The organism is Sphingorhabdus sp. (assembly GCF_035329025.1).
Taxonomy (GTDB): domain Bacteria; phylum Pseudomonadota; class Alphaproteobacteria; order Sphingomonadales; family Sphingomonadaceae; genus Sphingorhabdus_B.
On record NZ_DAOLHN010000006.1, the window covers coordinates 1 to 23,195 of the forward strand.

21 protein-coding genes and 1 tRNA gene are annotated in these 23,195 nt (G+C 58.4%); 11 read left to right on the plus strand and 11 right to left on the minus strand.

All coding sequences use genetic code 11. The features are described 5' to 3' along the window. From PKC81_RS02460 to PKC81_RS02475, 4 genes are all read right to left on the minus strand, one after another. On the minus strand, positions 1-142 hold a 142-nt coding region (locus PKC81_RS02460), incomplete at its 3' end, for a GTP-binding protein (protein ID WP_324333130.1). Positions 143-251: 109 nt separating this feature from the next. Further along, positions 252-722 (minus strand): 30S ribosomal protein S7, encoded by a 471-nt coding sequence (gene rpsG / locus PKC81_RS02465; RefSeq protein ID WP_324333056.1) that lies wholly within the window; start codon positions 720-722, stop codon positions 252-254. Between the two features lie 17 nt (positions 723-739). Then, the gene (gene rpsL / locus PKC81_RS02470; protein WP_298596740.1) at positions 740-1,111 is read right to left on the minus strand and encodes a 30S ribosomal protein S12; all 372 of its coding nucleotides are present in this window, start codon (positions 1,109-1,111) and stop codon (positions 740-742) included. 220 nt (positions 1,112-1,331) lie between these two features. Continuing rightward, positions 1,332-2,219: an alpha/beta hydrolase gene (locus PKC81_RS02475; protein ID WP_324333057.1), complete on the minus strand. Its 888-nt coding sequence runs from the start codon at positions 2,217-2,219 to the stop codon at positions 1,332-1,334. Positions 2,220-2,337: 118 nt separating this feature from the next. On the opposite strand from PKC81_RS02475, the gene PKC81_RS02480 reads away from it, so the two are divergent. Further along, complete coding sequence (locus tag PKC81_RS02480) at positions 2,338-3,432, plus strand: DUF3667 domain-containing protein (protein WP_324333058.1); 1,095 nt, start codon at positions 2,338-2,340, stop codon at positions 3,430-3,432. A gap of 4 nt (positions 3,433-3,436) precedes the next feature. Continuing rightward, entirely contained in the window at positions 3,437-5,074 is a 1,638-nt protein-coding gene (locus PKC81_RS02485) for an alkaline phosphatase D family protein (RefSeq protein ID WP_324333059.1), read from the plus strand. A gap of 6 nt (positions 5,075-5,080) precedes the next feature. Here PKC81_RS02485 and PKC81_RS02490 read toward each other — a convergent pair whose 3' ends face one another. Beyond that, entirely contained in the window at positions 5,081-6,424 is a 1,344-nt protein-coding gene (locus PKC81_RS02490) for an alkaline phosphatase PhoX (protein ID WP_324333060.1), read from the minus strand. Between the two features lie 83 nt (positions 6,425-6,507). Here PKC81_RS02490 and gltX point away from each other — a divergent pair, with 83 nt between their 5' ends. Continuing rightward, positions 6,508-8,022, plus strand: coding sequence for a glutamate--tRNA ligase (gltX, locus tag PKC81_RS02495; RefSeq protein WP_324333061.1), 1,515 nt, complete (start codon positions 6,508-6,510; stop codon positions 8,020-8,022). After that, a complete protein-coding gene (ung, locus tag PKC81_RS02500; protein WP_324333062.1) occupies positions 8,019-8,705 on the plus strand; it encodes a uracil-DNA glycosylase in 687 nt (228 codons plus the stop codon). The genes gltX and ung overlap by 4 nt, the downstream gene beginning before the upstream one ends. Before the next feature lie 3 nt (positions 8,706-8,708). On the opposite strand, the gene PKC81_RS02505 is transcribed toward ung, so the two are convergent. The 3 genes from PKC81_RS02505 to PKC81_RS02515 form a co-directional block, all read right to left on the minus strand. Continuing rightward, a complete protein-coding gene (locus tag PKC81_RS02505) occupies positions 8,709-10,466 on the minus strand; it encodes an AMP-dependent synthetase/ligase (RefSeq protein ID WP_324333131.1) in 1,758 nt (585 codons plus the stop codon). Positions 10,467-10,597: 131 nt separating this feature from the next. Beyond that, positions 10,598-12,346 (minus strand): gamma-glutamyltransferase, encoded by a 1,749-nt coding sequence (gene ggt / locus PKC81_RS02510; RefSeq protein ID WP_324333063.1) that lies wholly within the window; start codon positions 12,344-12,346, stop codon positions 10,598-10,600. Positions 12,347-12,386: 40 nt separating this feature from the next. Next, positions 12,387-13,427, minus strand: coding sequence for a quinone-dependent dihydroorotate dehydrogenase (locus PKC81_RS02515; protein ID WP_324333064.1), 1,041 nt, complete (start codon positions 13,425-13,427; stop codon positions 12,387-12,389). Positions 13,428-13,683: 256 nt separating this feature from the next. Here PKC81_RS02515 and PKC81_RS02520 point away from each other — a divergent pair, with 256 nt between their 5' ends. Next, the gene (locus tag PKC81_RS02520) at positions 13,684-14,553 is read left to right on the plus strand and encodes a helix-turn-helix domain-containing protein (protein ID WP_324333065.1); all 870 of its coding nucleotides are present in this window, start codon (positions 13,684-13,686) and stop codon (positions 14,551-14,553) included. A 199-nt stretch (positions 14,554-14,752) separates the two neighbouring features. Then, positions 14,753-14,827 (plus strand) — tRNA-Thr (locus PKC81_RS02525). 168 nt (positions 14,828-14,995) lie between these two features. On the opposite strand, the gene PKC81_RS02530 is transcribed toward PKC81_RS02525, so the two are convergent. Further along, positions 14,996-15,826 carry a TauD/TfdA family dioxygenase gene (locus tag PKC81_RS02530; RefSeq protein ID WP_324333066.1) on the minus strand — a complete coding sequence of 277 codons (831 nt, stop codon included), beginning with the start codon at positions 15,824-15,826 and terminating at the stop codon, positions 14,996-14,998. A gap of 88 nt (positions 15,827-15,914) precedes the next feature. On the opposite strand from PKC81_RS02530, the gene PKC81_RS02535 reads away from it, so the two are divergent. Continuing rightward, positions 15,915-16,397 (plus strand): hypothetical protein, encoded by a 483-nt coding sequence (locus PKC81_RS02535; protein ID WP_324333067.1) that lies wholly within the window; start codon positions 15,915-15,917, stop codon positions 16,395-16,397. Between the two features lie 114 nt (positions 16,398-16,511). Here PKC81_RS02535 and PKC81_RS02540 read toward each other — a convergent pair whose 3' ends face one another. Then, positions 16,512-17,270 carry an SDR family oxidoreductase gene (locus tag PKC81_RS02540; RefSeq protein ID WP_324333068.1) on the minus strand — a complete coding sequence of 253 codons (759 nt, stop codon included), beginning with the start codon at positions 17,268-17,270 and terminating at the stop codon, positions 16,512-16,514. A gap of 84 nt (positions 17,271-17,354) precedes the next feature. Here PKC81_RS02540 and PKC81_RS02545 point away from each other — a divergent pair, with 84 nt between their 5' ends. The 4 genes from PKC81_RS02545 (at position 17,355) to PKC81_RS02560 (ending at position 22,086) form a co-directional block, all read left to right on the plus strand. Next, positions 17,355-18,521, plus strand: coding sequence for an acyl-CoA dehydrogenase family protein (locus tag PKC81_RS02545; RefSeq protein ID WP_324333069.1), 1,167 nt, complete (start codon positions 17,355-17,357; stop codon positions 18,519-18,521). Continuing rightward, complete coding sequence (locus PKC81_RS02550) at positions 18,514-19,689, plus strand: acyl-CoA dehydrogenase family protein (protein WP_324333070.1); 1,176 nt, start codon at positions 18,514-18,516, stop codon at positions 19,687-19,689. Before PKC81_RS02545 ends, PKC81_RS02550 begins: the two co-directional genes overlap by 8 nt. Positions 19,690-19,843: 154 nt before the next feature. Next, a complete protein-coding gene (locus tag PKC81_RS02555) occupies positions 19,844-21,781 on the plus strand; it encodes a TIR domain-containing protein (protein ID WP_324333071.1) in 1,938 nt (645 codons plus the stop codon). Positions 21,782-21,813: 32 nt separating this feature from the next. After that, complete coding sequence (locus PKC81_RS02560) at positions 21,814-22,086, plus strand: hypothetical protein (RefSeq protein ID WP_324333072.1); 273 nt, start codon at positions 21,814-21,816, stop codon at positions 22,084-22,086. A 17-nt stretch (positions 22,087-22,103) separates the two neighbouring features. On the opposite strand, the gene PKC81_RS02565 is transcribed toward PKC81_RS02560, so the two are convergent. Further along, positions 22,104-23,189, minus strand: coding sequence for a serine protease (locus PKC81_RS02565; RefSeq protein WP_324333073.1), 1,086 nt, complete (start codon positions 23,187-23,189; stop codon positions 22,104-22,106). Positions 23,190-23,195 lie beyond the last annotated feature (6 nt).

The following is a 23,195-nucleotide window of genomic DNA, read 5'->3' on the forward strand; positions in this document are numbered from 1 at the left end:
CGGCGCCGTCATGGACTTCGCCGATCTTGTAGGACTTGCCGGTGTAGTAAAGGATACGCTCGGTAGTCGTAGTCTTACCGGCATCGATGTGCGCCATGATGCCGAAATTGCGATATTTTTCCAACGGATGGCTGCGTGCCATGGTCTTCACTCCAGTGAGAGGGCCCTTATGGCCCTATAGTTGCGGGGGCCGGTCAGCAACCGGCCCCCTAATGTGCGTTTGTGACGCTATCGTGGACTGGCTAGGCCAATTACCAGCGATAGTGTGCGAAGGCGCGGTTGGCTTCTGCCATACGGTGCGTGTCTTCGCGTTTCTTGACGGCATTGCCACGGTTGTTGGCAGCATCCAGAAGCTCACCCGAAAGACGGGCAGCCATGGTGGTTTCGCTGCGGTTGCGTGCAGCCGAGATCAGCCAACGGATGGCGAGGGCCTGCGCACGCTCGGGGCGAACTTCGCAGGGAACCTGATAGGTCGCACCACCAACACGGCGGCTACGGACTTCGATGCCGGGCTTCACATTGTTCAGCGCATCGTGGAAGGTCTGCACCGGATCTTTCTTCGCCTTGGCTTCGACGGTTTCGAGCGCGCCATAGACGATGCGTTCGGCGACGGACTTCTTACCATCGAGCATCAGGTTGTTCATGAATTTCGAAAGCACCAGATCCCCGAACTTCGGATCAGGAAGGATGACGCGCTTTTCGGGACGACGACGACGTGACATTTTCTATTCTCCCGATCTTACTTAGGACGCTTCGCGCCGTATTTCGAACGCGACTGCTTGCGGTCCTTGACGCCCTGTGTGTCGAGCACGCCGCGCAGGACGTGATAACGGACACCGGGAAGGTCGCGAACACGGCCACCGCGGATAAGCACAACGCTGTGCTCCTGCAGGTTGTGGCCTTCGCCCGGGATGTAGGAAATGACTTCGCGCTGGTTGGTCAGACGGATCTTGGCAACCTTACGAAGAGCCGAGTTTGGCTTTTTCGGAGTCGTGGTATAAACACGGGTGCAGACACCGCGCTTTTGCGGGTTCTGATCCATTGCAGGGACCTTTGACTTGGCCTTCTGCGGGACGCGGCCCTTGCGGACCAGCTGGTTAATAGTCGGCATATCTTCACCTTGAAAATAAGTTGGTTACTTTGCGCGACAAGACGTTGTGGCGGCGGAGGCTCCAGCCTTTGTTCCGCCCGGCCTGTCGAACAATGTTCAGCCTATGTGGGTTTTCCTTTCAGGCGCGGAGAATCACTCCTCGCGCTTTCGGGAAGGCGGGCCATTAGCGGCAATGTCTCGGGTGGTCAAGCGTCAAGGAGTGCCGCGACAGCGCACTACCTCACACGCTATTTCGCACTATGAACTCGGCCATCTGCGCCTGTGCAGCCCTGCTTTCGCGCAGGAAGAAGATGGGCCAGTCGTGCATCATCCCGGCTTCCTCGACATAGTCGATTGAGGGCAGCTTGGCTTTCAACGCCCGTGCATCGGGAACCAATATGTCGTCGCCGCCGCCGAACATCAGCATCGGCGGAAGACCTTCCCAATTGCCGAACAGCGGGCTGACCTTTGGATCGCTGAGCGGCAGCTCTCGAGCATAGAGTTTCGCGGCGGCGTGGGTTCCGTTTATGGTCAGCACGCAGTCGCGCGGTTCGATTGCCGGCTGATCGGGATGCGAAACCGAAATGTCGAGCCAGGGGCAGATCAGGATCAGGCCTTTGGGCAGCAGCCGCCCTTCGTCTCGCGCCGCCTGCACAACCGCCGCGCACAGCCCGCCGCCTGCCGAATCCCCGCCCATCACAAAGGGCCCTGCCCTGTCGGGCGTAAACTCGCGGTAGAATTTCATCGCCCATTCGACCGCTTCCTCCGCCGATGCCTCGGGTGCCAGCGGATAGAGCGGCGCGGTGGTGACGATGCCGTGCTTTTCGGCCATATGGGCGAGGAACTTCCAGTGGATATCAACCGCCGGATAGACATAGCCACCGCCATGCCAGTAAAGCATATACCCCGCCACCGGCCGGTCACGCGGCGCGATGCGGAAGATCTTGCGCCCCTCATAAGTGCTTTCGCGCACATCAAGCCGCTTGCGCATCTTGGCATCGGGATATTGCTGTTCCACGCGGCTTTGTTCGATAAATTTCAGGAAATCGGGGCCGTCCGAATAGCGCTTGCGCAATGATCCGGTCATCCGGAACAGTGAAGCAATAAGGCGCGCGGTCAGGCTTGGCATGGTATCCCCTCTTATTTCATCTCGCGCCAAACTGGCGAAATGGTTCCAAAAGGCAAGCCATTACTATGCGCCGACAGTCAGACTTTCCAGCACCCGAATGCGATGATACATCCAGCCTATGTCAGGGGAATTGGACGCAGCCGGAACGGCTATCGAGGGTGCCTTGCTGGGCGCTGCCGTGGAACCATCGCAAGGAAGCGCAGCTGCAACTTCGGAAGGCACTTGCCTCAACTGTGGCGCTGCCCTGAACGGCCCCTTTTGCGCATCGTGCGGGCAAAAGGCGCAGGTGCACCGGACGCTGTCGGCGATCTGGCACGACATATTGCACTCGGTGCTGCATTTCGACGGCAAGCTGTGGCGCACGCTGCCGATGCTGTTGCTCAAACCCGGTGAGCTCACCCGCCGCTATGTCCATGGCGAGCGCGCCAAATTCGTGTCGCCGATGGCGCTGTTCCTGTTTGCCATCTTCCTGATGTTCGCGGTGTTCAGCTTCACCGGCGGCGGCGGCACCAATATCAACAACAACTGGGCAAAGGTCAGCACCGCCCGGCTGGACAAGGAAATTGCCGAAGCCGAAAAGCAGCTGGCAGGCCCGCCGCCCCTCGCTGCGGCCGAACGGCAAAAGGTCGAGAACCAGCTGAAGCAGCTGAAATCCGAACGCAACGGCCTCGCTTATGCGACCACGGGTGCCCCGATCTATGACGATGTCGGCGCGCGCATCAAGACCGGAGAGACAGGCAGCCTGACCTTCAACAAGGCCGAGACTGGATCGGCATGGCTCAATAACCTGCTCAACAAGGGCGGGGCCAAGATGATCTCGAACCCCAGCCTCACGCTCTACAAGCTGCAGTCGAACGGCTATAAATTCGCCTGGCTGCTGATCCCGCTATCGGTGCCCTTTGTCTGGCTGGTCACATTGGGCGTGCGCGGCCACCGCTTTTACGATCACGCCGTTTTCGCGACCTATTCGATCGCTTTCATGTCGCTGTTGTTCATCGTCGTGACATTGCTGGGCCGGACCGCATTCGGCAACGGACTGGCATTCCTGCTCTTCGCGGTCGTTCCGCCTGTCCATATCTACAAGCAGCTGCGCTACAGTTATGATCTGAGCCGCGCAGGCGCAATCGTCCGCACGCTGCTGCTCCTCATCAGCGTTGTCATCATCCTTACACTTTTTGCGATGACTTTGCTGTTTCTTGGCTTTTTAGGATAACCATATGACCGTTCCTTTCGACCGCCGCCTGCTTTTGAAAACCGGTATGTTTGGGCTGGGGGCGCTTGGCCTTCAGGGTGGGGCGCTGGCGGCGATGCAAGCGGCGCTCACCAAAGGCTTTAGCCACGGTGTGGCGAGCGGGGAGCCGTCGCAAAATTCGGTGCTGCTGTGGACGCGCTTCGTCTCCGATCTGACCGACACCAAATTGCGCGCAGAGATCAGCGAAAACCCCGATTTCCGTTCGATCATCGCGGGCGCGGAAACTGTTGCAGCACCGGGCCGCGATTATACCGCAAAGGCTATCCTGCGCGGGCTGGCACCGGGCCGGGCCTATTATTACCGCTTCATCGCCCCCGACGGCAGCATCTCCCCCATCGGCCAGACCCGCACCTTGCCCGAAGGCGGGATCGACAAGTATCGCATGGCAGTTTTTTCCTGTTCGAACATGCCCTTTGGCTGGTTCAACGCCTATGCCCATGCAGCCCAAGTCGGAGATTTCGACATCGCGCTCCACCTCGGCGATTATATCTATGAATATCAGCGCGGCGATTATCCTTCGGCCAAGGACACCGTCGCCGGTCGCCTGATCGAGCCTGCGAACGAGATTGTCAGCCTCGCCGACTATCGCCTGCGCTATGCCAGCTATCGTGCGGACACTGATCTGCAAGCAATCCACGCCCGAGCGCCGATGCTGTGCATGTGGGACGACCATGAATTCGCCAATGATGCCTATGCCGATGGCGCACAGAACCATCAGGTGAATGAGGGCGACTGGCAGACGCGCAAAGCCGCTGCCGAAAAGGCCTATCGCGAATGGATGCCGGTGCGCGATCTGGACGCGGGCGAGCGCTGGACCGGCTATCGCGTCGGCGACCTCGCCCAAATCTTCATGACCGAAAGCCGCATCGGCGCGCGGTCCAAGCCTGCCGAACTGCAAATCCCCAAGGGCGCTGATCAGGCCGCGACGCTGGCGGCGATCAAGGGCTTTACCCAAGGCGATTGGCAAGCGACCGATCGCACGATGCTGGGCCAAGCCCAGGAGGGCTGGCTGAGCAGCGGATTCCAAAACAGCAAGGCGAAGTGGAATATCTGGGCGCAACAGACAATCATGGGAACGATTCTGCAGCCCGACGCCACGGTCGATTGGCTCGCCCCCGATGCGCCCGATTTCGCCAAGGCGCGCGTCCGGCGTGGGGCGATGGCCGCCAAGGCCGGAATCCCCGCCAATCTGGATGCGTGGGATGGTTATCCGGAGGCACGGGCGCGTTCGCTTTCCGCTGCGCAGAAATCCAAGGCCGACCTTGTCGTGCTGACCGGAGACAGCCACAATGCATGGGCCTTTGACCTTCGGCATGATGGCAAGGCGGCAGGCGTCGAACTGGCAGGCCAAAGTGTCAGCTCACCCGGTTTCGAAACCTATTTCACCGGCGCGTCCCCGGCGACCGTGGCGAAAGGCGTGATGGCCAGCAACAAGGGCCTGAAATGGATGGACAGCAGCCGTCGCGGCTACATGCTGATCGAACTCACCCCCGAACGCACCACCAGCGAATGGCGCTTTGTCGAAACAGTGAAGCAACGCATCCCGCGCCTCGGCGGCTTGCACCGGATGACGGCGAAGCATGGGGCGCGGAAATTGGCCTAAGCCAATTTAGCTGGCCTTCACCCGCCCCCACGGCCCCGTAATCGCCAGTGTCATCGTCGGCCACATCAGGTTGACGAAGAAGGTTGAGCCGTCAGGCGAGAAGCAGGCGCCGGCAAATTCGGTCTGCACCCGGCTTTTGGCAAAGACATAAGCCTCTCCAGCAGGCGTGATGCCGCGCAGATGATTATCGACAATGTCGGTATATTGGTCTTCGCAGACCATCAGGTGGCCCGTCGGCATCACGCAGAGATTGTCGCCATAATTATAGGCGGCGGCGTCGGTGGATTCGTAGAACAGGTCGAGCTGGTCTGCCGCGCCGTTGACGCCCGGTTTCAGGCGGTAGATCTGGCCATATTTGGCGGCACCACCATCCGTGCAGGCGAAATAGAGCTCATCCCTGCCCCACCAGACGCCCTCGCCGCGCGCAAACAAAGTTGCGCCTTTGGTCGCACCGCGTTTGCGCAAATCGTCTTCGGGTGCCTCAGGATTGTCGAGTGCGATCCATCGCGGAGTATAGGCCTTTCCGCGTGTAACGGCTGCCTCACTCCAGTTCCGGCTATCACCTATGCCATCCAGCACCAGTGCTTCCAACCGCCCACCCTTGGCGAGCTCACCTTTTGCATCGGGCAGAAAACGATAGAGCAAACTGTCGTCGCGATCTTCGGTCAGATAGACAATGCCGGTGCGTGGATCGACGCAGGCAGCTTCATGGTTGAAACGGCCCATCGCCTTCAGCGGCACCGGCGCGACCAGCCCCATATGGTTTGACGGCACTTCGAAGATATAGCCATGATCCTTACCGACCGTTTCGCCGGCACGTGTCACGTTCTCCTCACAGGTGAGCCAGCTGCCCCAGGGCGTGATCCCGCCCGCGCAATTGCGGATCGTGCCTGAAAGACTGAGCCACTGCTTTTCGACGCGCTGCGATTTGAGGTCATAGATCAGCGTCGTCGTTCCGCCCGGCAAAGGCATGCCATCCTTGCCGCGGTCATAAGCCGCGAAATCCTCTGCCACCTTGCCGGTGAACGGCCCGAAGCGCCCGTCGCGGATATTGAGTTCATGGTTGCGAACGAGCGCAACCTTGCCCTTCCCGGCCGCAAACGCGCCCATGCCGTCGCCTGCGCTGGGGACGAGGAAGCCGTCGTCCATGATGTTGCCGAAGCGCGAAATCACGCGGTAGGAAAAGCCCTTGGGCAAGTCGATCAGATTGTTCGGATCGCGGACCAAAGCACCATAGCCCGGCACTTCGCTACGCGCTGCAGGCGGGATTTGTGCGCAGGCCCGCTCGGCAATTCCTGCGAATGCGAGGCTTCCAAGACCGAAATTGAAACTGCGGCGGCTGATTTGCATCTGATTGTCCTTTGGCTTTTGGCTGCTCTGCCGTTGAACCGCAAAGATGACAAGATGGTTGCAGCTTGGTAGAGGCCCGCCGCATGACAGAAATCACCAAACCCGTCCGCACCCGTGTCGCCCCCTCGCCCACCGGCGATCCGCACGTCGGCACCGCCTATATTGCTCTCATCAACTATTGCTTTGCCAAAAAACATGGCGGGCAATTCCTGCTGCGCATCGAGGATACCGATCAGGTGCGCTCGACCCGTGAATCCGAAGAGAAAATTCTCGATTCGCTGCGTTGGCTGGGTTTGAGCTGGGATGAAGGCCCAGATGTCGGCGGTCCGCACGGTCCCTATCGCCAGTCCGAACGCAGCGCGATCTATACCGAGCATTGCAACCGCCTGCTCAACGATGGCCACGCCTTCAAATGCTATTGCACGCCCGAAGAACTGGCGAGCATGCGCGCGCAGCAGATGGCTGCGAAGCAACCGCCCAAATATGATGGTCGCTGTGCCAAGCTGACGCAGGCGGAATGTGCCGAGCGCGATGCCAAGGGCATGAGCCATGTCGTGCGCATGATGGTCCCTAACGAGGGCGTATGCGTGGTGCAGGATACGCTGCGCGGGCCGATCGAGTTTGAATATTCGGTGGTCGATATGCAGGTGCTGATGAAATCGGATGGCCTGCCGACCTATCACCTCGCCAATGTCGTCGACGATCACCTGATGGGCATCACCCATGTGATGCGCGGCGAGGAGTGGATTAGTTCTGCACCCAAACATTTGTTGCTCTATCAATATTTCGGTTGGGAGCCGCCGGTGCTGACCCACCTGCCGCTTTTGCGCAATGCCGACCGGTCGAAATTGTCGAAGCGCAAGAACCCGACGAGCATCCTTTACTATCAGCGCGCGGGTTACCTCCCCGCCGCCATGCAGAATTTCCTTGGGCTGTTCATCAAGAGCGCAAGTGAAGAGGATGAGAAGACGTCGCTGCAGGAACTGATCGACGGCTTTGATGTCGCGAACATCTCGCTCGGCGGGCCGGTGTTCGACACTTCCAAGCTGGATTGGCTGAACGGCCGCTACATGCGCGAGGAGCTGACCACCGAGCAATTTCTTGGCGAAGTGCGCAAATGGGCGCTCAATGACGAATATCTGCTGCCGATCGCCGAAATGGCGCAAAGCCGGATCGTCAAGCTGGGTGATCTGGGTGCGCTTGTGGCGCCCTTCTTCATGAACCGCATCGAAAGCCTGACGGCCGAAAAACTGCGCGACGGCGTGAAGATCGAAACAGACCAGCAGCGCGCGGCCTATACCCTCGCACTGCAGCAGTTCGACGCGATGATTGAATGGAACAAGGAAGGTGTCGATGCTGCGCTGCGCAAGACCGCAACTGCGCTCGAGATCAAACTGAAAGACATGATCCGCGCCTTCTATCTTGCAGTGCTGGGCGCACCGCAGGGCGTTCCGCTGTTTGACGCGATCACCCATCTCGGCCGCGACATCCTCCGCGAACGCCTGCGCCACGCGATGGAGTTGCTGGGCCCTGCCAGCAAAAAGGAAACCGAAGCCTGGACAGCTGCGCTGGCAAAGGCTGATTCGACCTCCGAATGAGCGACAGCATAGCCCTGCACGCAAGCTGGAAGGCGCCACTTCGGCCCGAGTTCGACGCGGACTATATGGCGCAGTTGCGTTCCTTCCTGGTGGCTGAAAAGGCTGCGGGGAAACGGATTTTTCCGAAGGGCGCCGAATGGTTCCGCGCAATGGACCTGACGCCATTGGACAAGGTTCGCGTGGTGATCTTGGGGCAGGATCCCTATCACGGTCCGGGGCAGGCGCATGGGCTGTGCTTCAGCGTAAAGCCCGGCGTTCCCCCTCCTCCCAGTCTTGTGAATATCTACAAGGAACTGCAATCAGACCTGGGCATTGAACGCCCGCGCCACGGCTTTCTTGAGCATTGGGCACAGCAAGGCGTGTTGTTGCTCAACAGCGTGCTCACCGTTGAAATGGCCAAAGCGGCCTCACACCAAGGCAAGGGCTGGGAACGCTTCACCGATGCGGTTATCCGGCTGGTCAATGCCAAGGAGGAACCGGTCGTATTTCTGCTCTGGGGCGCTTACGCCCAGAAAAAGGCGGCCTTTGTCGATACCTCGAAGCATCTCGTGCTGAAGGCGGCACACCCCTCACCCTTGTCGGCGCATAATGGCTTCCTCGGCTGCCGACACTTCTCGAAGTGCAATGCCTTCCTTGAAAGCAAGGGTATTCCTCCAATCGACTGGAGCCTGCCGGAAGTCTGAGGGCTAACCCTTATACATCCCGTCGACACGATCCTTGTAACGCTCGCGGATCATGTGACGCCGGATCTTCATGCTCGGTGTCATTTCGCCATTTTCGATGGTGAAAGGTTCATCGGCAAATTCGAACTGACGGACTTTTTCGGTTACCGACAGGTCCTTGTTCACCCGGTCTACGGCTGCCCGCACTGCCGCACGGAATTGGGGATTGTCCTGAAGTTCGGCAAAATCATATTTCATCCCCTGCCCCCGGGCCCAGTCGAGCGCCCATTCGGGATCGGGAACGATCAGACCGACAATATAGGGTCGCTTGTCTCCCGAAACCATCGCCTGCAATATTTCGGGCTGCAGCGTCAGCATACCCTCCACCTTTTGCGGCGCAACATTGTCGCCCTTGTCATTGACGATGATATCTTTCTTTCGGTCGGTAATCTTTATCCGGCCTTTTTCATCGAAATGGCCGATGTCGCCGGTGTGCAGCCAACCGTCCTTGATGACGCGGGCCGTTTCGGCCTCATTGTTCCAATAGCCGAGCATCACCAATTCGCCGCGCACGAGGATTTCGCCATCCTCGGCGATCTTCACTTCAACGCCTTTCAGCGGTGCGCCAACGGTGTCCATCTTGATCCCGGTCTTGGGCCGATTGCAGCTCACGACCGGACCGCTCTCGGTCTGCCCATAGCCCTGCAAGAGCGTGATACCCAGCGACTGGAAGAACACGCCGATATCAGGGTTGAGCGGCGCACCGCCCGACACCATCGCCTTCATTCGCCCGCCAAAACGCGCCCGAATCTTTGGTTTTAATGTACGCGAGAGGATCGCGCGCATCGGCGCATCGCGGAAGCGTTTCTTGCCGCTATAGTCACGTTCACCAATGGTGAGCGCCATGTCGAGCAAATAGCTCGGTACCTTGCCTTGTTTTTCGACTTGCTTGATCATGCGCGCACGCAGCACCTCAAACAGGCGGGGGACGACGACCATGATCGTCGGCTGGGTTTCTTCGATGTTACTCGCCAGCTTTTCCAGACCTTCGGCATAATAGATTTCCGCGCCAACGCCGATGGGCAGGAACTGTCCGCCCGAATGTTCATAAGCGTGGCTGAGCGGCAGGAAGGAGAGGAAGCGTTCGTTGTCGAGGCCGAAATCCTCACGCAGCACCTGCGCCGCGCCGTCGACATTGCAGATGATCGAACCATGGTGAAGCATTACCCCACGCGGTGCGCCGCCGGTGCCGCTGGTATAGATGATGCAGGCAAGTTCGCGTCGGCCAACATGCGCCATCTCTTCGGTCAGCGCCGCAACATCGGCATCGGTGCCCTGCACCAGATCGGCCCAATCATGATGCTTTTGCTGGCCACGTTGGGTGACCTTGAGCGGTTCCATGCCGATCACAAATTCACATTCGGACGACCGCACCACGGCAGGCATCAGATGCTGGGCTAGCTTGGCGGTCGAAACAATCACCGCGCGTGACTGGCTGTTGTCGAGGATATGCTGGTGATCGCGTTCGGTATTGGTGATGTAGGTCGGCACCGTGACGCAACCCGCCGCCATGATGCCAAGATCGGCGATGCACCATTCGGGCCGGTTTTCGGACACCAGCATCACCCGGTCGCCCTTTTTCAGACCCATTGCCCTCAGGCTTTTGGCAAGCCCTGCAACGCGGCGCGCTGTTTCTGCCCAGCTGATTGTCCGCCATTCGTCGCCATGCTTATAGCCAAGGAAGGGGCGTTCACCGCGCAACGCTGCGCGCGACAGGAACATGCTCACCAGATTGGGAATGGATTCAAAATCGTTGAAATTGTCAGCCACCAAAACTCTCCCGGGGTGGTCCGTTTACGGACTCATTTGACTTTCAAACGCTAGCGCCGCCTTTCGGGCTAGGCAAGGTTGGTTCAACCGACACTGGCTGCAGGCGCACCGTCTTGCAACTTGCTGCCATCAATGACCGTCTGCCGCCCCTGCTTGTCGACCGAAATCACATTGCCTTCGCTGCGCGGATCTGCAGCACCCGTCCATTTACCGTCGACAAGCTGCAATCCGTTCACCTTGGATCCCAGATCCTCTGGCTTCACTGGCTGTCCAAAATTGGCGAGATTTTGCGCCATTGCGGAAAGCCCGGTCTTTTCTTCGACCAGCAAGGCACCGCCGCCAAAATAGATGTTGGGTAAAGCGATCGCCTCTTTGAGCGGCAGACCGAAATCCAGCACGCCGATCAAGGTCTTGGTGACGTGCATGATTATACGTTTGCCGCCCGCAGACCCGAGCGCAAGCACTGGCTTGCCTTCCCGGTCGAACACGATGGTCGGTGCCATTGATGACAAAGGCCGCTTTCCGCCCTCGACCCGATTGGCGACCGGCGCGCCATCCTTTTCGGGCGCAAATGTGAAGTCGGTCAGTTCATTGTTGAGGAAAAAGCCACCTGCAATCAACTGGCTGCCAAACGGCCCTTCGATGGTTGAGGTCATGTTGGCAATGCTGCCTTTGACGTCGACAGCGGAAAAGTGGGTCGTTCCCGCAACTTCACCCGAAATCGCCGCCGTGCGCGGCATCGCGCCGGGAGGGTTGCCTGCCGGATAGTCGCTACGCGCCCTGGCTGGATCGATGAGAGCGGAACGCTCAGCCAGATAGGCTTTGTCGATCAGGCCGGCGACCGGAACCTGCACGAACGAAGCGTCACCCAAATATTTTTCGCGGTCTGCATAGGCAAGCTGCATCGCCTGCCCGATTAGAAACCAGCTCTTCGGGTCATCCTTGCCCATCGCCTTCATGTCGAAGCGCTCGAGCGAGCCGAGGATCTGCAACACTGTGGTCGCGCCCGACGAGGGGGGAGCCATACCGCAGATGACATAAACGCGATACGGGGCACAGACGGCATTTTGCTCAACTGCCTTATAGGCGGCGAGATCGGCTAGCGTCATGTCACCGGGGGCCACCGGGCTTTTGATGACGCTGTCGACAATGCTGTTCGCGATCGCTCCCGTATAAAAGGCTTCAGGGCCCTTTTTCGCAATCAGCTTCAGCGTTTTGGCCAATTGGGGATTGCGCAGTGTCATACCCGCCTTGGCAGGTTTACCATCAATCCAGTAAATCGACTTTGCCGTCTCGAATTTCGGCCACAAACGCTCGATCATTGCCAGACGCGATTCGAGCGTCTGGTTCACGACAAAGCCTTTATCGGCAAGCCGGATCGCAGGCTTGAATATATCTGCCCATTTGAGCTTACCCCATTTGCGGTGCGCCTCTGCCATCAACCGGATGTTGCCGGGAACGCCCACAGACTTGCCGCCCGGAAAAGCCTGCAAGAAGGGCAGCGGTTTGCCATCGGCATCGGTAAAGCGTTGAGGTGTAGCCGCTGCAGGCGCAGTTTCGCGGCCATTGATTGTGCTGATCGTCGAGGACTTAGCGTCGTAATGGACCAGGAAGCCGCCGCCGCCGATGCCGCTCGATTGCGGCTCTACGACAGTCAGTGCCAACATCATCGCCATCGCAGCATCCGCCGCAGAGCCGCCTTTCGCCAGAATTTCAGCTCCGGCTGCAGTGGCCCGGGGATCAGCCGAACTCGCAATACCCTTCGTTTGAGCGGAAAGCGGTGTGGCAAGGAACGCAACAAATGCGACGAGAAACAGGCTGATTTTTTTCATAAGCCCATTCCGTAACCCTGCTTATCCGTCAGGCAAAGCCTCAATCGACATCAACACCAATTGCCTGCGCAAAATTGTCGAACCCGTCGCGCTTCAACAATGTAGCCAAACCGCTGTTAATACGCCGCGCAAGAAACGGACCTTCATAGACAAGCGCACTATATAGCTGCACGAGCGAGGCGCCTGCGCGTATGCGCGCATAGGCATCCTCCGCCGAGGCGATACCGCCCACGCCAATCAGTGGAACCTTGCCGGCGGTCGCCTTACGGAAGTCGATCAGGCGCTGCTGCGCCAATGCCTTGAGAGGAGCGCCTGACAGCCCTCCCGCTTCACCCGCATGCCGCGATTGGAGCGGTGGGCGCGTGATGGTCGTGTTGCTTACAATCAAGGCATCGATACCGCGTTCGATTGCGACTGCCGAAATATCATCGATATCCGCCGGTTCCAGATCGGGTGCAACTTTCAGGAACAGCGGAGGGCCATCAGGTGCCGCTGCACGAACGCGCAGCAACAAATCATCGAGTGCAGCCTTGTCCTGCAACGCCCGTAAGCCTGGCGTATTGGGCGAACTGATATTGACGGTCACATAGTCCGCAAGTGGCGCCAGCCGCTGCATTGCCGTCACATAATCGGCTGTCCGATCCTCGCTGTCCTTGTTGGCACCGATGTTGATACCCAGGGGCCCAAATCGCCGATCATGTCGAACAGCCGCGATGCGAACAGCGGCGGCTTCCATACCTTCATTGTTGAAACCCATGCGGTTGATGACTGCGCGATCCTCGACCAGCCGGAACAAGCGAGGCCGTGGATTGCCCGATTGTGGACGCGGCGTAACCGTTCCGATTTCGACAAAGCCAAAACCCAAACCATAGGCTTTGGCAAAAATCTCAGCATTTTTATCATAGCCGGGTGCCAGCCCTACAGGGGACGGAAAATGCAATCCGCCGAGGGTTGATGACAGAATTGGGCTACTTGCCGAGGAACCAGCAATGGGCATGGCGCGCAGCGCAGCCACAGACAGGCCATGAGCCGACTCGGCATCTAAGCCGAACAACAAGGGACGGATCAGTCGATAGGTCACCGATTCGCTATGGCAGTGGGCAATGTAAACTTGCAATCGATATAACGTCTTGTTTTGACGCACCCTCATTGAAGTTTGGCCGCAAATGTCAAACGTAACGTGATGTAATGACGATTCCGTGCAAGAAACTGTCACGCAGTTGGTGCATATGTGTGTTGCGACCCGAAGGGCTCTAAGTCGGAAGACTCGAGTTCTTGACCTATTGAGGCCTGCCCTTGCGGCAGGCCTTTTTTTTATCGCGTTTTTGCCTATCATCATGACCAAGGGAGCCTTGGTCGCGAAAATGATAAACTTGCAATATGAAGCGCCGGATGACACGCTGCGCCAACTCGTCTCTTCTTTTTATCGCTTCGATTACACGGGTAATGCATTGCGCGAAGTCGAGCGTGCTGACCGCGCGCAATTCCGGATCACCCTCAGCGGCGAGGGAAGATATCGCTTTTCGGATATCGAAGTTCCTGCCTTTCCGGTCACTGTCATCGGCCCCTCGACAAAGTCTTTCGAAGCGCTATCTGATGGCCCAATCAGCATCTTCGGCTGGGGAATGCTACCGGCAGGATGGGCCGCACTGATGGGTGCCGAAGCTGCGAACTGGATCGATAAGGCATTCGATGCGCGTCAGGTCTTTGGCGATTCCATCATGGAGTTGCGCGATCGATTGATTGCTCTGAATGAGCCAGTGCAACAATTCAAACTGGCCAACGAGGCGGCTGCAGAAATTTACCGCGCGGTCGATGGCGCGCCGTTCGAATTTACTGCAATCGTTGACCGCTGGCTGGTCGATGACAGTGATCCGGACGTTGATTCCTTGATCTCCGAATCCGGCCTGTCACCACGTCAGCTCGAACGGATGACCAAACGCTATTACGGCATGCCGCCGAAGAAACTCGCACGCAAATACCGGGCGCTGCGGGCGGCAAGCCGCATAGCGCATGGCGACAGTCTGGATGACACCGAACTGGGTTTGGCATTTTATGACCAGTCGCATCTGACGCGCGAGATCAAACAGTTTACCGGTCTAACCCCGGGCCAGTTACGCGCAGGCAAATCCGCGCTAACCAAAGCGACCATGGCCGGACGCGGGGCTCTGGGCGGGAAAGTCAGCCCTCTGATTTCGGACAGCTAGATTCCTCACCCTTTTCTCGCCGGACACTGCTGTCCTGCACCTTCCTGCGTCGCAAATTCGCCCGCAGCGCCTCTGCCAATCTCGCTTCGCGCGACTTGTTATCCTGCTTTTCCATATTTTGCCGATGCCAAAGCCGGACGAAGCACGCAAGCGGCTTGACAAGCGCCGCGTCGCTAAGCATAGGGCCGCCTCTTCCGGCGCTGCTGTAGCTCAGTGGTAGAGCACTCCCTTGGTAAGGGAGAGGCCGCGAGTTCAATCCTCGCCAGCAGCACCACCTTTTCCCGCCTTTCTGCGGGTTTCATCGAATTCGGACAAAAGCGAACGCGCATGAAGTCGCGCACAACTCACGTACAAATTGACCGGGAGATGACCCAAAGCTGCGGTGAGTTCCGATCGGCATTGCAGCTAGAGCGGCGCCTTCGATTCATTCGGCCACCAACACTCAATCTTGCGCGAGAACCGGACCGACTACTGAAATGCGTTCGGCATATCGGCTATTCGGGAAGTAATCCCACACAGCGTGGTGCTGGGTCGCGACATTGTCCCAAATCACCAGCGTCCGCTCCTCCCAGCGCACGCGGCATTGGGCGGTGAGAGTCGATTCAATATGCTGGAAGAACAATTCCATCATATGTCGGTTCTCCACATGCGACAGACCATTGATGCGCGTGGTAAAGCCACGATTGACCCACAACAGCTTTTTGCCTGTCAGCGGATGACGGATGACAACCGGATGGATCGTGCGGTTGAAGTGTTGGCCGGGCTCCGGCTCGAGCCCGTATATCTGGCGATAGGGAAAGGCACCATCGTGTACCGCCGTCAGTCCCTCGGCTAACGCCTTTATCGGTTTTGAAAGTCGCTCATAGCACTCGACCATGCTGGAATAGACCGTGTCACCACCCCCGCCCGCGGGCGCTTCGTGCATGTAGAGCAGGCTCGCCGCGATGGGATCAGCATCACAACTGACATCAGTGTGCCAGCCTTCACCGGCCGTCATTTTAGATTCCCCTGTCGTACGCACGGGATAAACCTCTTCGTCGTCACCGCCGCGCGCCTTATTGAGCGCATGACGATGCAACTTTCCGGTGCCAAACAACCGTGCAACCGCTTTGTGCGCATCGCGGTCAAGTTGTTGGTCACGGATAACCAGAACCATGCGCTCGGCCAGACGTTCGCGCAATCGATCTATCAGCGTCGCATCAAGATTGTTGAGGTCGACCCCTGTCACTTCGCTGCCGATAACCGGGCCAAGCTTCTGTTCAGTCCAGGTCATTCGCGTCTCCTCCTGATTGCATTTCGTGCCAAAGGGCATGGCAAACCCGCTCCATACTTGCTAGCCGACACCGACCCATATCGGGTCGATGCAAGGTGTCGCTATGCTCATGATCGATCCAAATGCTGCCGATGCGAAGCTACGGCTTTCCGGGTTTCTGGTAGCGAACCAGTTTCTAGCCACCGCCGCAACGCTGCGCCGCGCGTTCGACTTGGGGCACGATGATGTCTTGATCGTGTTGACTGTCGCGCTGGGCAACGTCCAGCGTATGCTCCGGACGCCGGACGCACAGGGGTTGGCGGCCTCGACCGCGCTGGTGGAACAGGACCGGATAATTCCGGTGTCCCGACGCGCCGTCGCGCGGGCCACTGGTCTGTCTCGTGAGACGGTCAGGCGGCGGATCAATTCTCTGTTGCTGTGCGGTAAGTTGCTGGAATGGGAGGACGGGGTGCGTACCGCACGACGCCTGATACTGTCCCCGCAGATACGCGAATCCATCCACGAAATGCTCGAGCTTACCGCCGGGACCTGTCGTGCACTTCAGCGCGAAGGTATCATAATCGCGGATTAGCTTTTGTTTTGTACTAGCCCTTCGGCCACGAACCGTTGGTTGAGGCAGGCCTACCTACAGCAGCCTGTATAGAGCGCGCGCCTCCGATAGTACTTGCGCGACATCAACATTGCTTCACAGCGAATAGAGCAAATGGCCGCCGTCGACTATGATGTCGCTGCCGGTCATGAACCGCGATGCATCTGATGCCAGCAACAGCAAAGCGCCGTCCAGATCGGGGAATGCACCAAAGCGGCGCATCGCAATCCGCTTACGCATCGCCTCACCTGCTTCGGATGCCAGGAACTCGCGGTTGAGATCGGTCGCAAAATAGCCCGGCGAGATCGAGTTCACCCTGATGTCATAGCGCGCCAGTTCCTGCGCCAATTGCCGTGTCATATGCAGCACCCCCGCCTTGGAAACGCTGTAAGGCGCAGCACCTTTCATCCCCTGATGTCCGGTTATCGAGGCAATGTTGATGATCGAACCGCCGTGCTCCCGCTCACGCATTTGCCGGGCGGCGGCTGTTGCCACCTGCCATACGCCTTTGAGGTTGATGTCCATGACATAATCGTAATCGTCTTCGGTCAGCCCCAGAACCGATCCCGACTTTTCCACCCCGGCATTATTGACGATGATGTCGAGAGGTCCTGCATCTGCAATTGCCTGTTCGACGCTGGCATATTTCGAAACGTCGATTGTAACGGCTGAAGCCATACCTCCGGATTTCCGGATTTCAGCGACCAGCGATTCCAACGGCTCTCTCCGGCGCGCGGCGACCACCACTTCCGCATTGCTCGCAGCCAGAACCCGTGCAAAATGTGCGCCGAAACCCTCGCTTGATGCGCCTGTCACCAATGCCCGTTTGCCTGAAAGATCTGCCTTGAGTTGCATTTTTTCCGTCATCCCTTGATATGTGGTTCAAAGTAGTTATCGAATAGCATTAGATAAAGTTCAAGCCCCTATGGGAGAGGTGCATTGTCCGACAGTCCAGACCAATTGGCCGAATTTCGTGACGAGGTACGCAATTTTTTTGCGACGGACTATCCTCAATCGGTCCGTGAAAAAATAGCGCGTGGGCAACGGCTGGAGAAGGCAGACCAGATCCTCTCGCAGCAGGCACTGAACGCAAAGGGCTGGTTTGGCGTGGGCTGGCCGAAAGAGGATGGCGGCACCGGGTGGTCCGCAGTCGAGCGCTATATCTTCGATCAGGAACTCGACCTTGCGGGTGCGGCGCCGATCATCCCGATGTCGGTAATCTATATCGGGCCCATAGTGTGCGCCTTCGGAACACCTGAGCAAAAGGCGCGCTGGCTATCTGGCATTCTCGAATCGCGGGACTTCTGGGCGCAGGGTTATTCGGAACCGGAATCGGGGTCTGACCTTGCCAGTCTGCGGCTGTCTGCGGTGCGCGACGGCGATGACTATATCATCAACGGCGCCAAAATCTGGACCTCCGGCGCGCATTGGGCAAACTGGATTTTCTGCCTCGCGCGTACATCCAAAGAAGCGCGCAAGCAGGATGGCATTTCGATGATCTGCGTACCGATGGACCAGCCTGGAGTTACGGTGCATCCCATCCCGCTGATTGATGGATCGGCCGAACTCAACCGCGTCGAGTTCGATAATGTCCGCGTGCCTGCCGAATTTCGCATCGGCGATGAAGGCAAAGGTTGGTATTATGCCAATGTCCTGCTGAAGAATGAGCGGCTTTCCTATGCCCATATCGGTGCCAAACGGCGCGATATCGAACGGCTGCGCGCGCGTCTGGCGCAATGGAATGAGTGCGGCGAAAAGGCAGCGCTTGTCCACAAGCTGGCGAGCATCGAGGCCAAGCTCGACGTCATCGAAACCGCAATATTGCGCGTCCTCGACACCGATATGGAGATGTCGACGGCGGCCTTCCTGAAAATCGCCTGCACCGAATGCGCACAGGCGATCACAGCACTTGCAGTCGATATTGCGGGACCCGCCCGGGCCGCAATGCCCGACCGTTCGCTGGCGGATTGGGACAAGATTGCCCCCCTCGTGCCGCCGGCCTGCGCAATCGCGCCACAATCCTACTTTTTCGAACGGGCCCAGACCATCTATGGCGGCTCAACCGAAATCCAGAAAAACATCCTATGGAGGGCCATAAGTGGCTGAAAAATTATCTGACCGCGCATTGGAAATCGGCGCAAATGTTGAACGCTTCGTGCGCGATGTCGTCATCCCTTATGAGAAGGATCCCCGCCGCGACCATCATGGCGCACCGCTGGACGAGCTGGTGTATGAGATGCGCGACAAAGCACGCGCAGCTGGCGTCCTGACGCCGCACATCCTTGCCGACGGTTCGCATCTAACGCAGCTTGAAACAGCCTATGTGCTGCAGAAGTCCGGGCTATCGCCACTCGGGCCACTCGCGGTAAACACGATGGCACCCGACGAGGGCAATATGTACCTGATCGGCCATGTCGGCAGCCCAGAGATGAAGCAACGCTTCCTCAAGCCGCTGGTCGAAGGGCGTGCACGATCGGCCTTTTTCATGACCGAGCCTGCGGGAGAAAATGGCGCTGGCTCAGACCCGTCGATGATGAAAACGACCTGCAAGCTCGATGGCAATCATTGGGTGATCAACGGGCGCAAGGCATTTATCACGGGGGCGGAAGGGGCAAGTGTCGGTATCGTCATGGCGAAGGCCGATGAGGGCGCGTGCATGTTCCTCGTTGACCTTCCCGACCCCGCCATCCGCATCGAACATGTCCCGAACACTATCGACAGCTCGATGCCCGGCGGACATGCCACCGTCACCATCGACAATCTGCGCGTGCCCGCAGACCAGATGCTCGGCGTTGCCGGTGAAGGCTTCAAATATGCGCAGATCCGGCTTTCGCCTGCCCGCCTGTCGCACTGCATGCGCTGGCATGGCTGCTGTGAACGCGCGCATGAGATCGCCAGCGACTATGCCAACCGACGTGAAGCGTTCGGCAAACCGCTGATCGACCATGAAGGCGTCGGCTTCATGTTGGCCGAAAACCTGATCGACCTGAAGCAGGCGCAGTTGATGATTGATTGGTGTGCATCGGTGCTCGACACAGGATCGCTCGGCACGGTCGAAAGTTCGATGACCAAGGTTGCTGTTTCTGAGGCACTCATGCGTATCGCCGATCGCTGCGTGCAAGTTATGGGCGGGACGGGCGTTACCGACGCAACGATCGTCGAACAGATCTTCCGCGAAGTCCGCGCGTTCCGCATCTATGACGGCCCCACCGAGGTGCACAAATGGAGCCTCGCCAAAAAGATCAGGCGCGACTGGAAGGCCGCGCAGAGCTGAACTGCAGGTCCTGCCGATACCTTGTCAGCCGACCAATTGTTGGCTGCTAGCAGCGCAGAAACCGGTTGCAACCATTGGTAAACAATGGGACAAATATCGGCTGACAGGGCTGCATTGGTGGCCAGCCCTTTCGGACGGGAAGGGGCGCTGAAAATTGACCGCTAACGACCCGGAAAATGCCGATCCCGGTGCAAGCCCTGGGTCCGTTTTTTTCAGTTACGCCCGGACGGATCAGGCCAAAGCCCGACAGATCATCAAGCTGATCGAATCGGCGGGCTTTTCGGTCTGGTGGGATGGCCTGATCGAAGGCGGAGACCGCTTTACGCGTACCACTACCGAAGCGCTTGAACGGGCTCGGGCGGTTGTCGTTTTATGGTCACAAAATTCGGTCGAATCGCATTGGGTCCATGATGAAGCCGCGCGAGGACGGGACCGGAGGGTTTTGATACCGCTATCGCTCGACGGATCGCTTCCTCCATTGGGTTTTGGACAATTTCAGGCGATTGATCTTTCACACTCCAAACTGACGGCAAAGGACACCGAGGTGCAGCGCATGCTGCAGGCGATCAGCGCAATGCATGGCGAACGGCCAAAGGCGGCCATGCCCCGTTCGATGCCTCGGCAAAAAATGCTCAATCGTCGAAATGTGATGGTCGGAGCTGGAGTCACCGCAGCATTGGCGGCAGGATTTGCTGCCTATCGATCAGGTATGCTGGGGGGGGATTCCGCCAACGCAAACCGTGTGGCCATCCTGCAGTTCGACAATATCAGCGGCGATCCGGCATTCGGTTATCTGGCCGATGGGTTATCAACAGAGATCCGTTCGACCCTCTCGCAAAATGGCGCATTGCAGGTGGTTGGCCAGGCATCATCGGAAGCCTTTGAACGCGGCAAGGAAGACATTGTCGCATTCGCAAGGAAGTTGCGGGCTGCTTTATTGATCGATGGCGCAGTGCGGGTGACGAAAGGGGTCATTCGCGTGACAATCGATCTCATCGACGGCAAGACCGGTGTAAACAGGCCTTCGCGCACATTCGAACGGCCGCTAGACGATGTCCTGGCTGTTCAGCGTGAAATTGCTGGGGCAATCGCGGCCGAACTTGCGACCGAGTTGCGCGGGCGTGGAGCGACGGTCGGGGGCACATCAAACGTCGTGGCCTTCGACCACTATCTGCGGGGCAAGGACCTTTATTCGCACGCCCGCAACGAAGCGGAGGAACGTGAGGCGGTAACGCAATTTGAGGCGGCCATCGCGGCTGATCCGCGCTTCGCGGCGGCTTATGCCGGACGGGCACGTTCGCTGGCCGCCGTGGCTGGGCAATATGGCAGCGCGACCGAGATAAAGCTGTATTATGATACCGCGATCGCTTCTGCCAGACGTGCAGTCGAACTCGAACCTCGCCTCGCCGATGCACATTCTGCTCTGGCTTTAATCCTGTTTCAGGGCACCTTCGACATCAAGGCAGCGCGCGCCCCATTCGATCGTTCCTACAAGCTTGGCGAAGGCGATGCCCCGGTTCTTGCCCGCTTTGCCGTTTATTGTGCCGCAACGGGTCGTGACGGCGATGCCATGACGGCGATCAGCCGCTCGGTCCTGCTCGATCCGTTGAACGCGCTCATCCATCGAATATTGGGAACCGTGCACTTCGCGGCGCAGCGATATCCTGAAGCGATAGCCGCCGTCAGGGAAACAATCCGTATCAATCCGGAACTCGCAGACACGCGCTCACGGATAGGTATGTCGCTGCTTGCACAAGGTAAGAACCGTGAGGCACTGACCGAGTTCGAGGCAGACACACACAAATGGTCGAGACTCGCAGGTGTCGCTATCGCGCAGCACCGTTTGGGCAATATGGCTGCGTCGGCGGCTGCGATGGAAGAGCTCGTAAGCGACACAGAGACGGTCTCACTCTACCAGCAAGCCCAAGTTCTGGCACAATGGGGCAAATCGGCAGAAGCGGTGCAAGCACTTATAAAAGCCCGCGATTTGCGCGATGGCGGAATGACTGCGCTACGCTATGACCCGATGCTCAACCCATTGCGCCAACTGCCAGATTTTATTCGGTTGCTTAGGGCAATGGGGTTCGGGTAAATTGTAACCCCATTCAACAGGGGAGAGAAACCATGCGTAAATTGATAATTGCCTCGACGATGATTGCGTCGAGCATGATTTTGGCTGCTTGCCAGCCTGCAGCGGAAGAAGAAGCGGCTGCACCCGAAGCAACCGAAGAAGCAGCGGCACCTGCCGATGCTGCCGCTGCACCCGCTGCCGACGCTGCTGCTGCACCCGCAGACGCTGCGAAAGAAGGTGAAGCGGCTGCTGGTGATGCTGCTGCAGCCGCGCCTGCCGCGGCGGGCGAGCAAACCGGTGCCGTAAAGGTTGGTCCGGGCAACTAATAGCGTTCGGGGCGGTGTTAACGCACCGCCCCGCCTGTTTCCTGTCTTATCCATTGCATGAAGCTGGAAACGAAGGTGAAAACGGTTGGTACGCCATCTGGAGAGCAGGATGTGCCGCCGCCGCTTACAATTCCGACCAATTCTCCGGCCTTGTTGATCAACGGCCCGCCGCTATCATTGGTGCAGGTTTTCCGCGCTGGAGACGAGGCGCACACCACGCGTTGATCAATGGTTGCAACGATCCGCTTCATGCAATCGGGCCGCTTTTGAATTGTCAGCGGAACCCGCAACAACAAAGCATTCGTTCGGCCGGCATTGCTGGTTTTGCCCCAGCCAAAGGCGGATACCCCATTCCCAAATGCAACATCTGGTCGGCGATAAATGCCGATGGGCCGAACCTGTGACGGTGGCGGAACATTCCTGGGATCCAGCGCGATTTTGATCAGCGCGATGTCATTCGGTTTGAGACCATTTCCGATCGACGGTCGACTGTGGATCCGGATATCGATTATGTCGTAGGTCCATCCCCCGGGTTTGGAAATATCTTCCTGACCCAGCCTGATCCTGTGTCCTGAGGCCACCATCGATTGGTCGACACAATGCGCAGCAGTTAATACCCACTGGCGATGGATCAGCGCACCTCCGCAGATATGCTGCAGCGCCCACAGCTGTTCACCCCTAGCTAGGTACTTGGCATATACGGGTGCGTTCTTCGGATAGAATATCTGGGCCTGCCATGGTGCTTCCGCGTCGTTGACCGTATGACCACCAAAGGAACCACGCCTCGGTCCGGCCGGTTGATCACCCTCCGACGCATCGAAATATACCGCTTCAACGTCTGGAATGCCCGCGGGTTCGCGGAAGACTTCCTCCCCGCTTTCGCTGCTTTCCCAATCCTCTACCTGTTCGCTGGCCTCTGGCGCATCTTCCTCAAGCCAGGGCGTTTCAGGCGTCTCCGACGAGAGATATTCCACGCCGACATTGTCCGGTAGCGGTTGCTCGATATCCTGCTCGTCGGCCGGAAATGCATCGCTGTCTTGGGCTGATGCAATACCGCCGGTTGCAAGTGCGACAAGCATTAAAAAACCGGACCGCCACGACATAGGCTC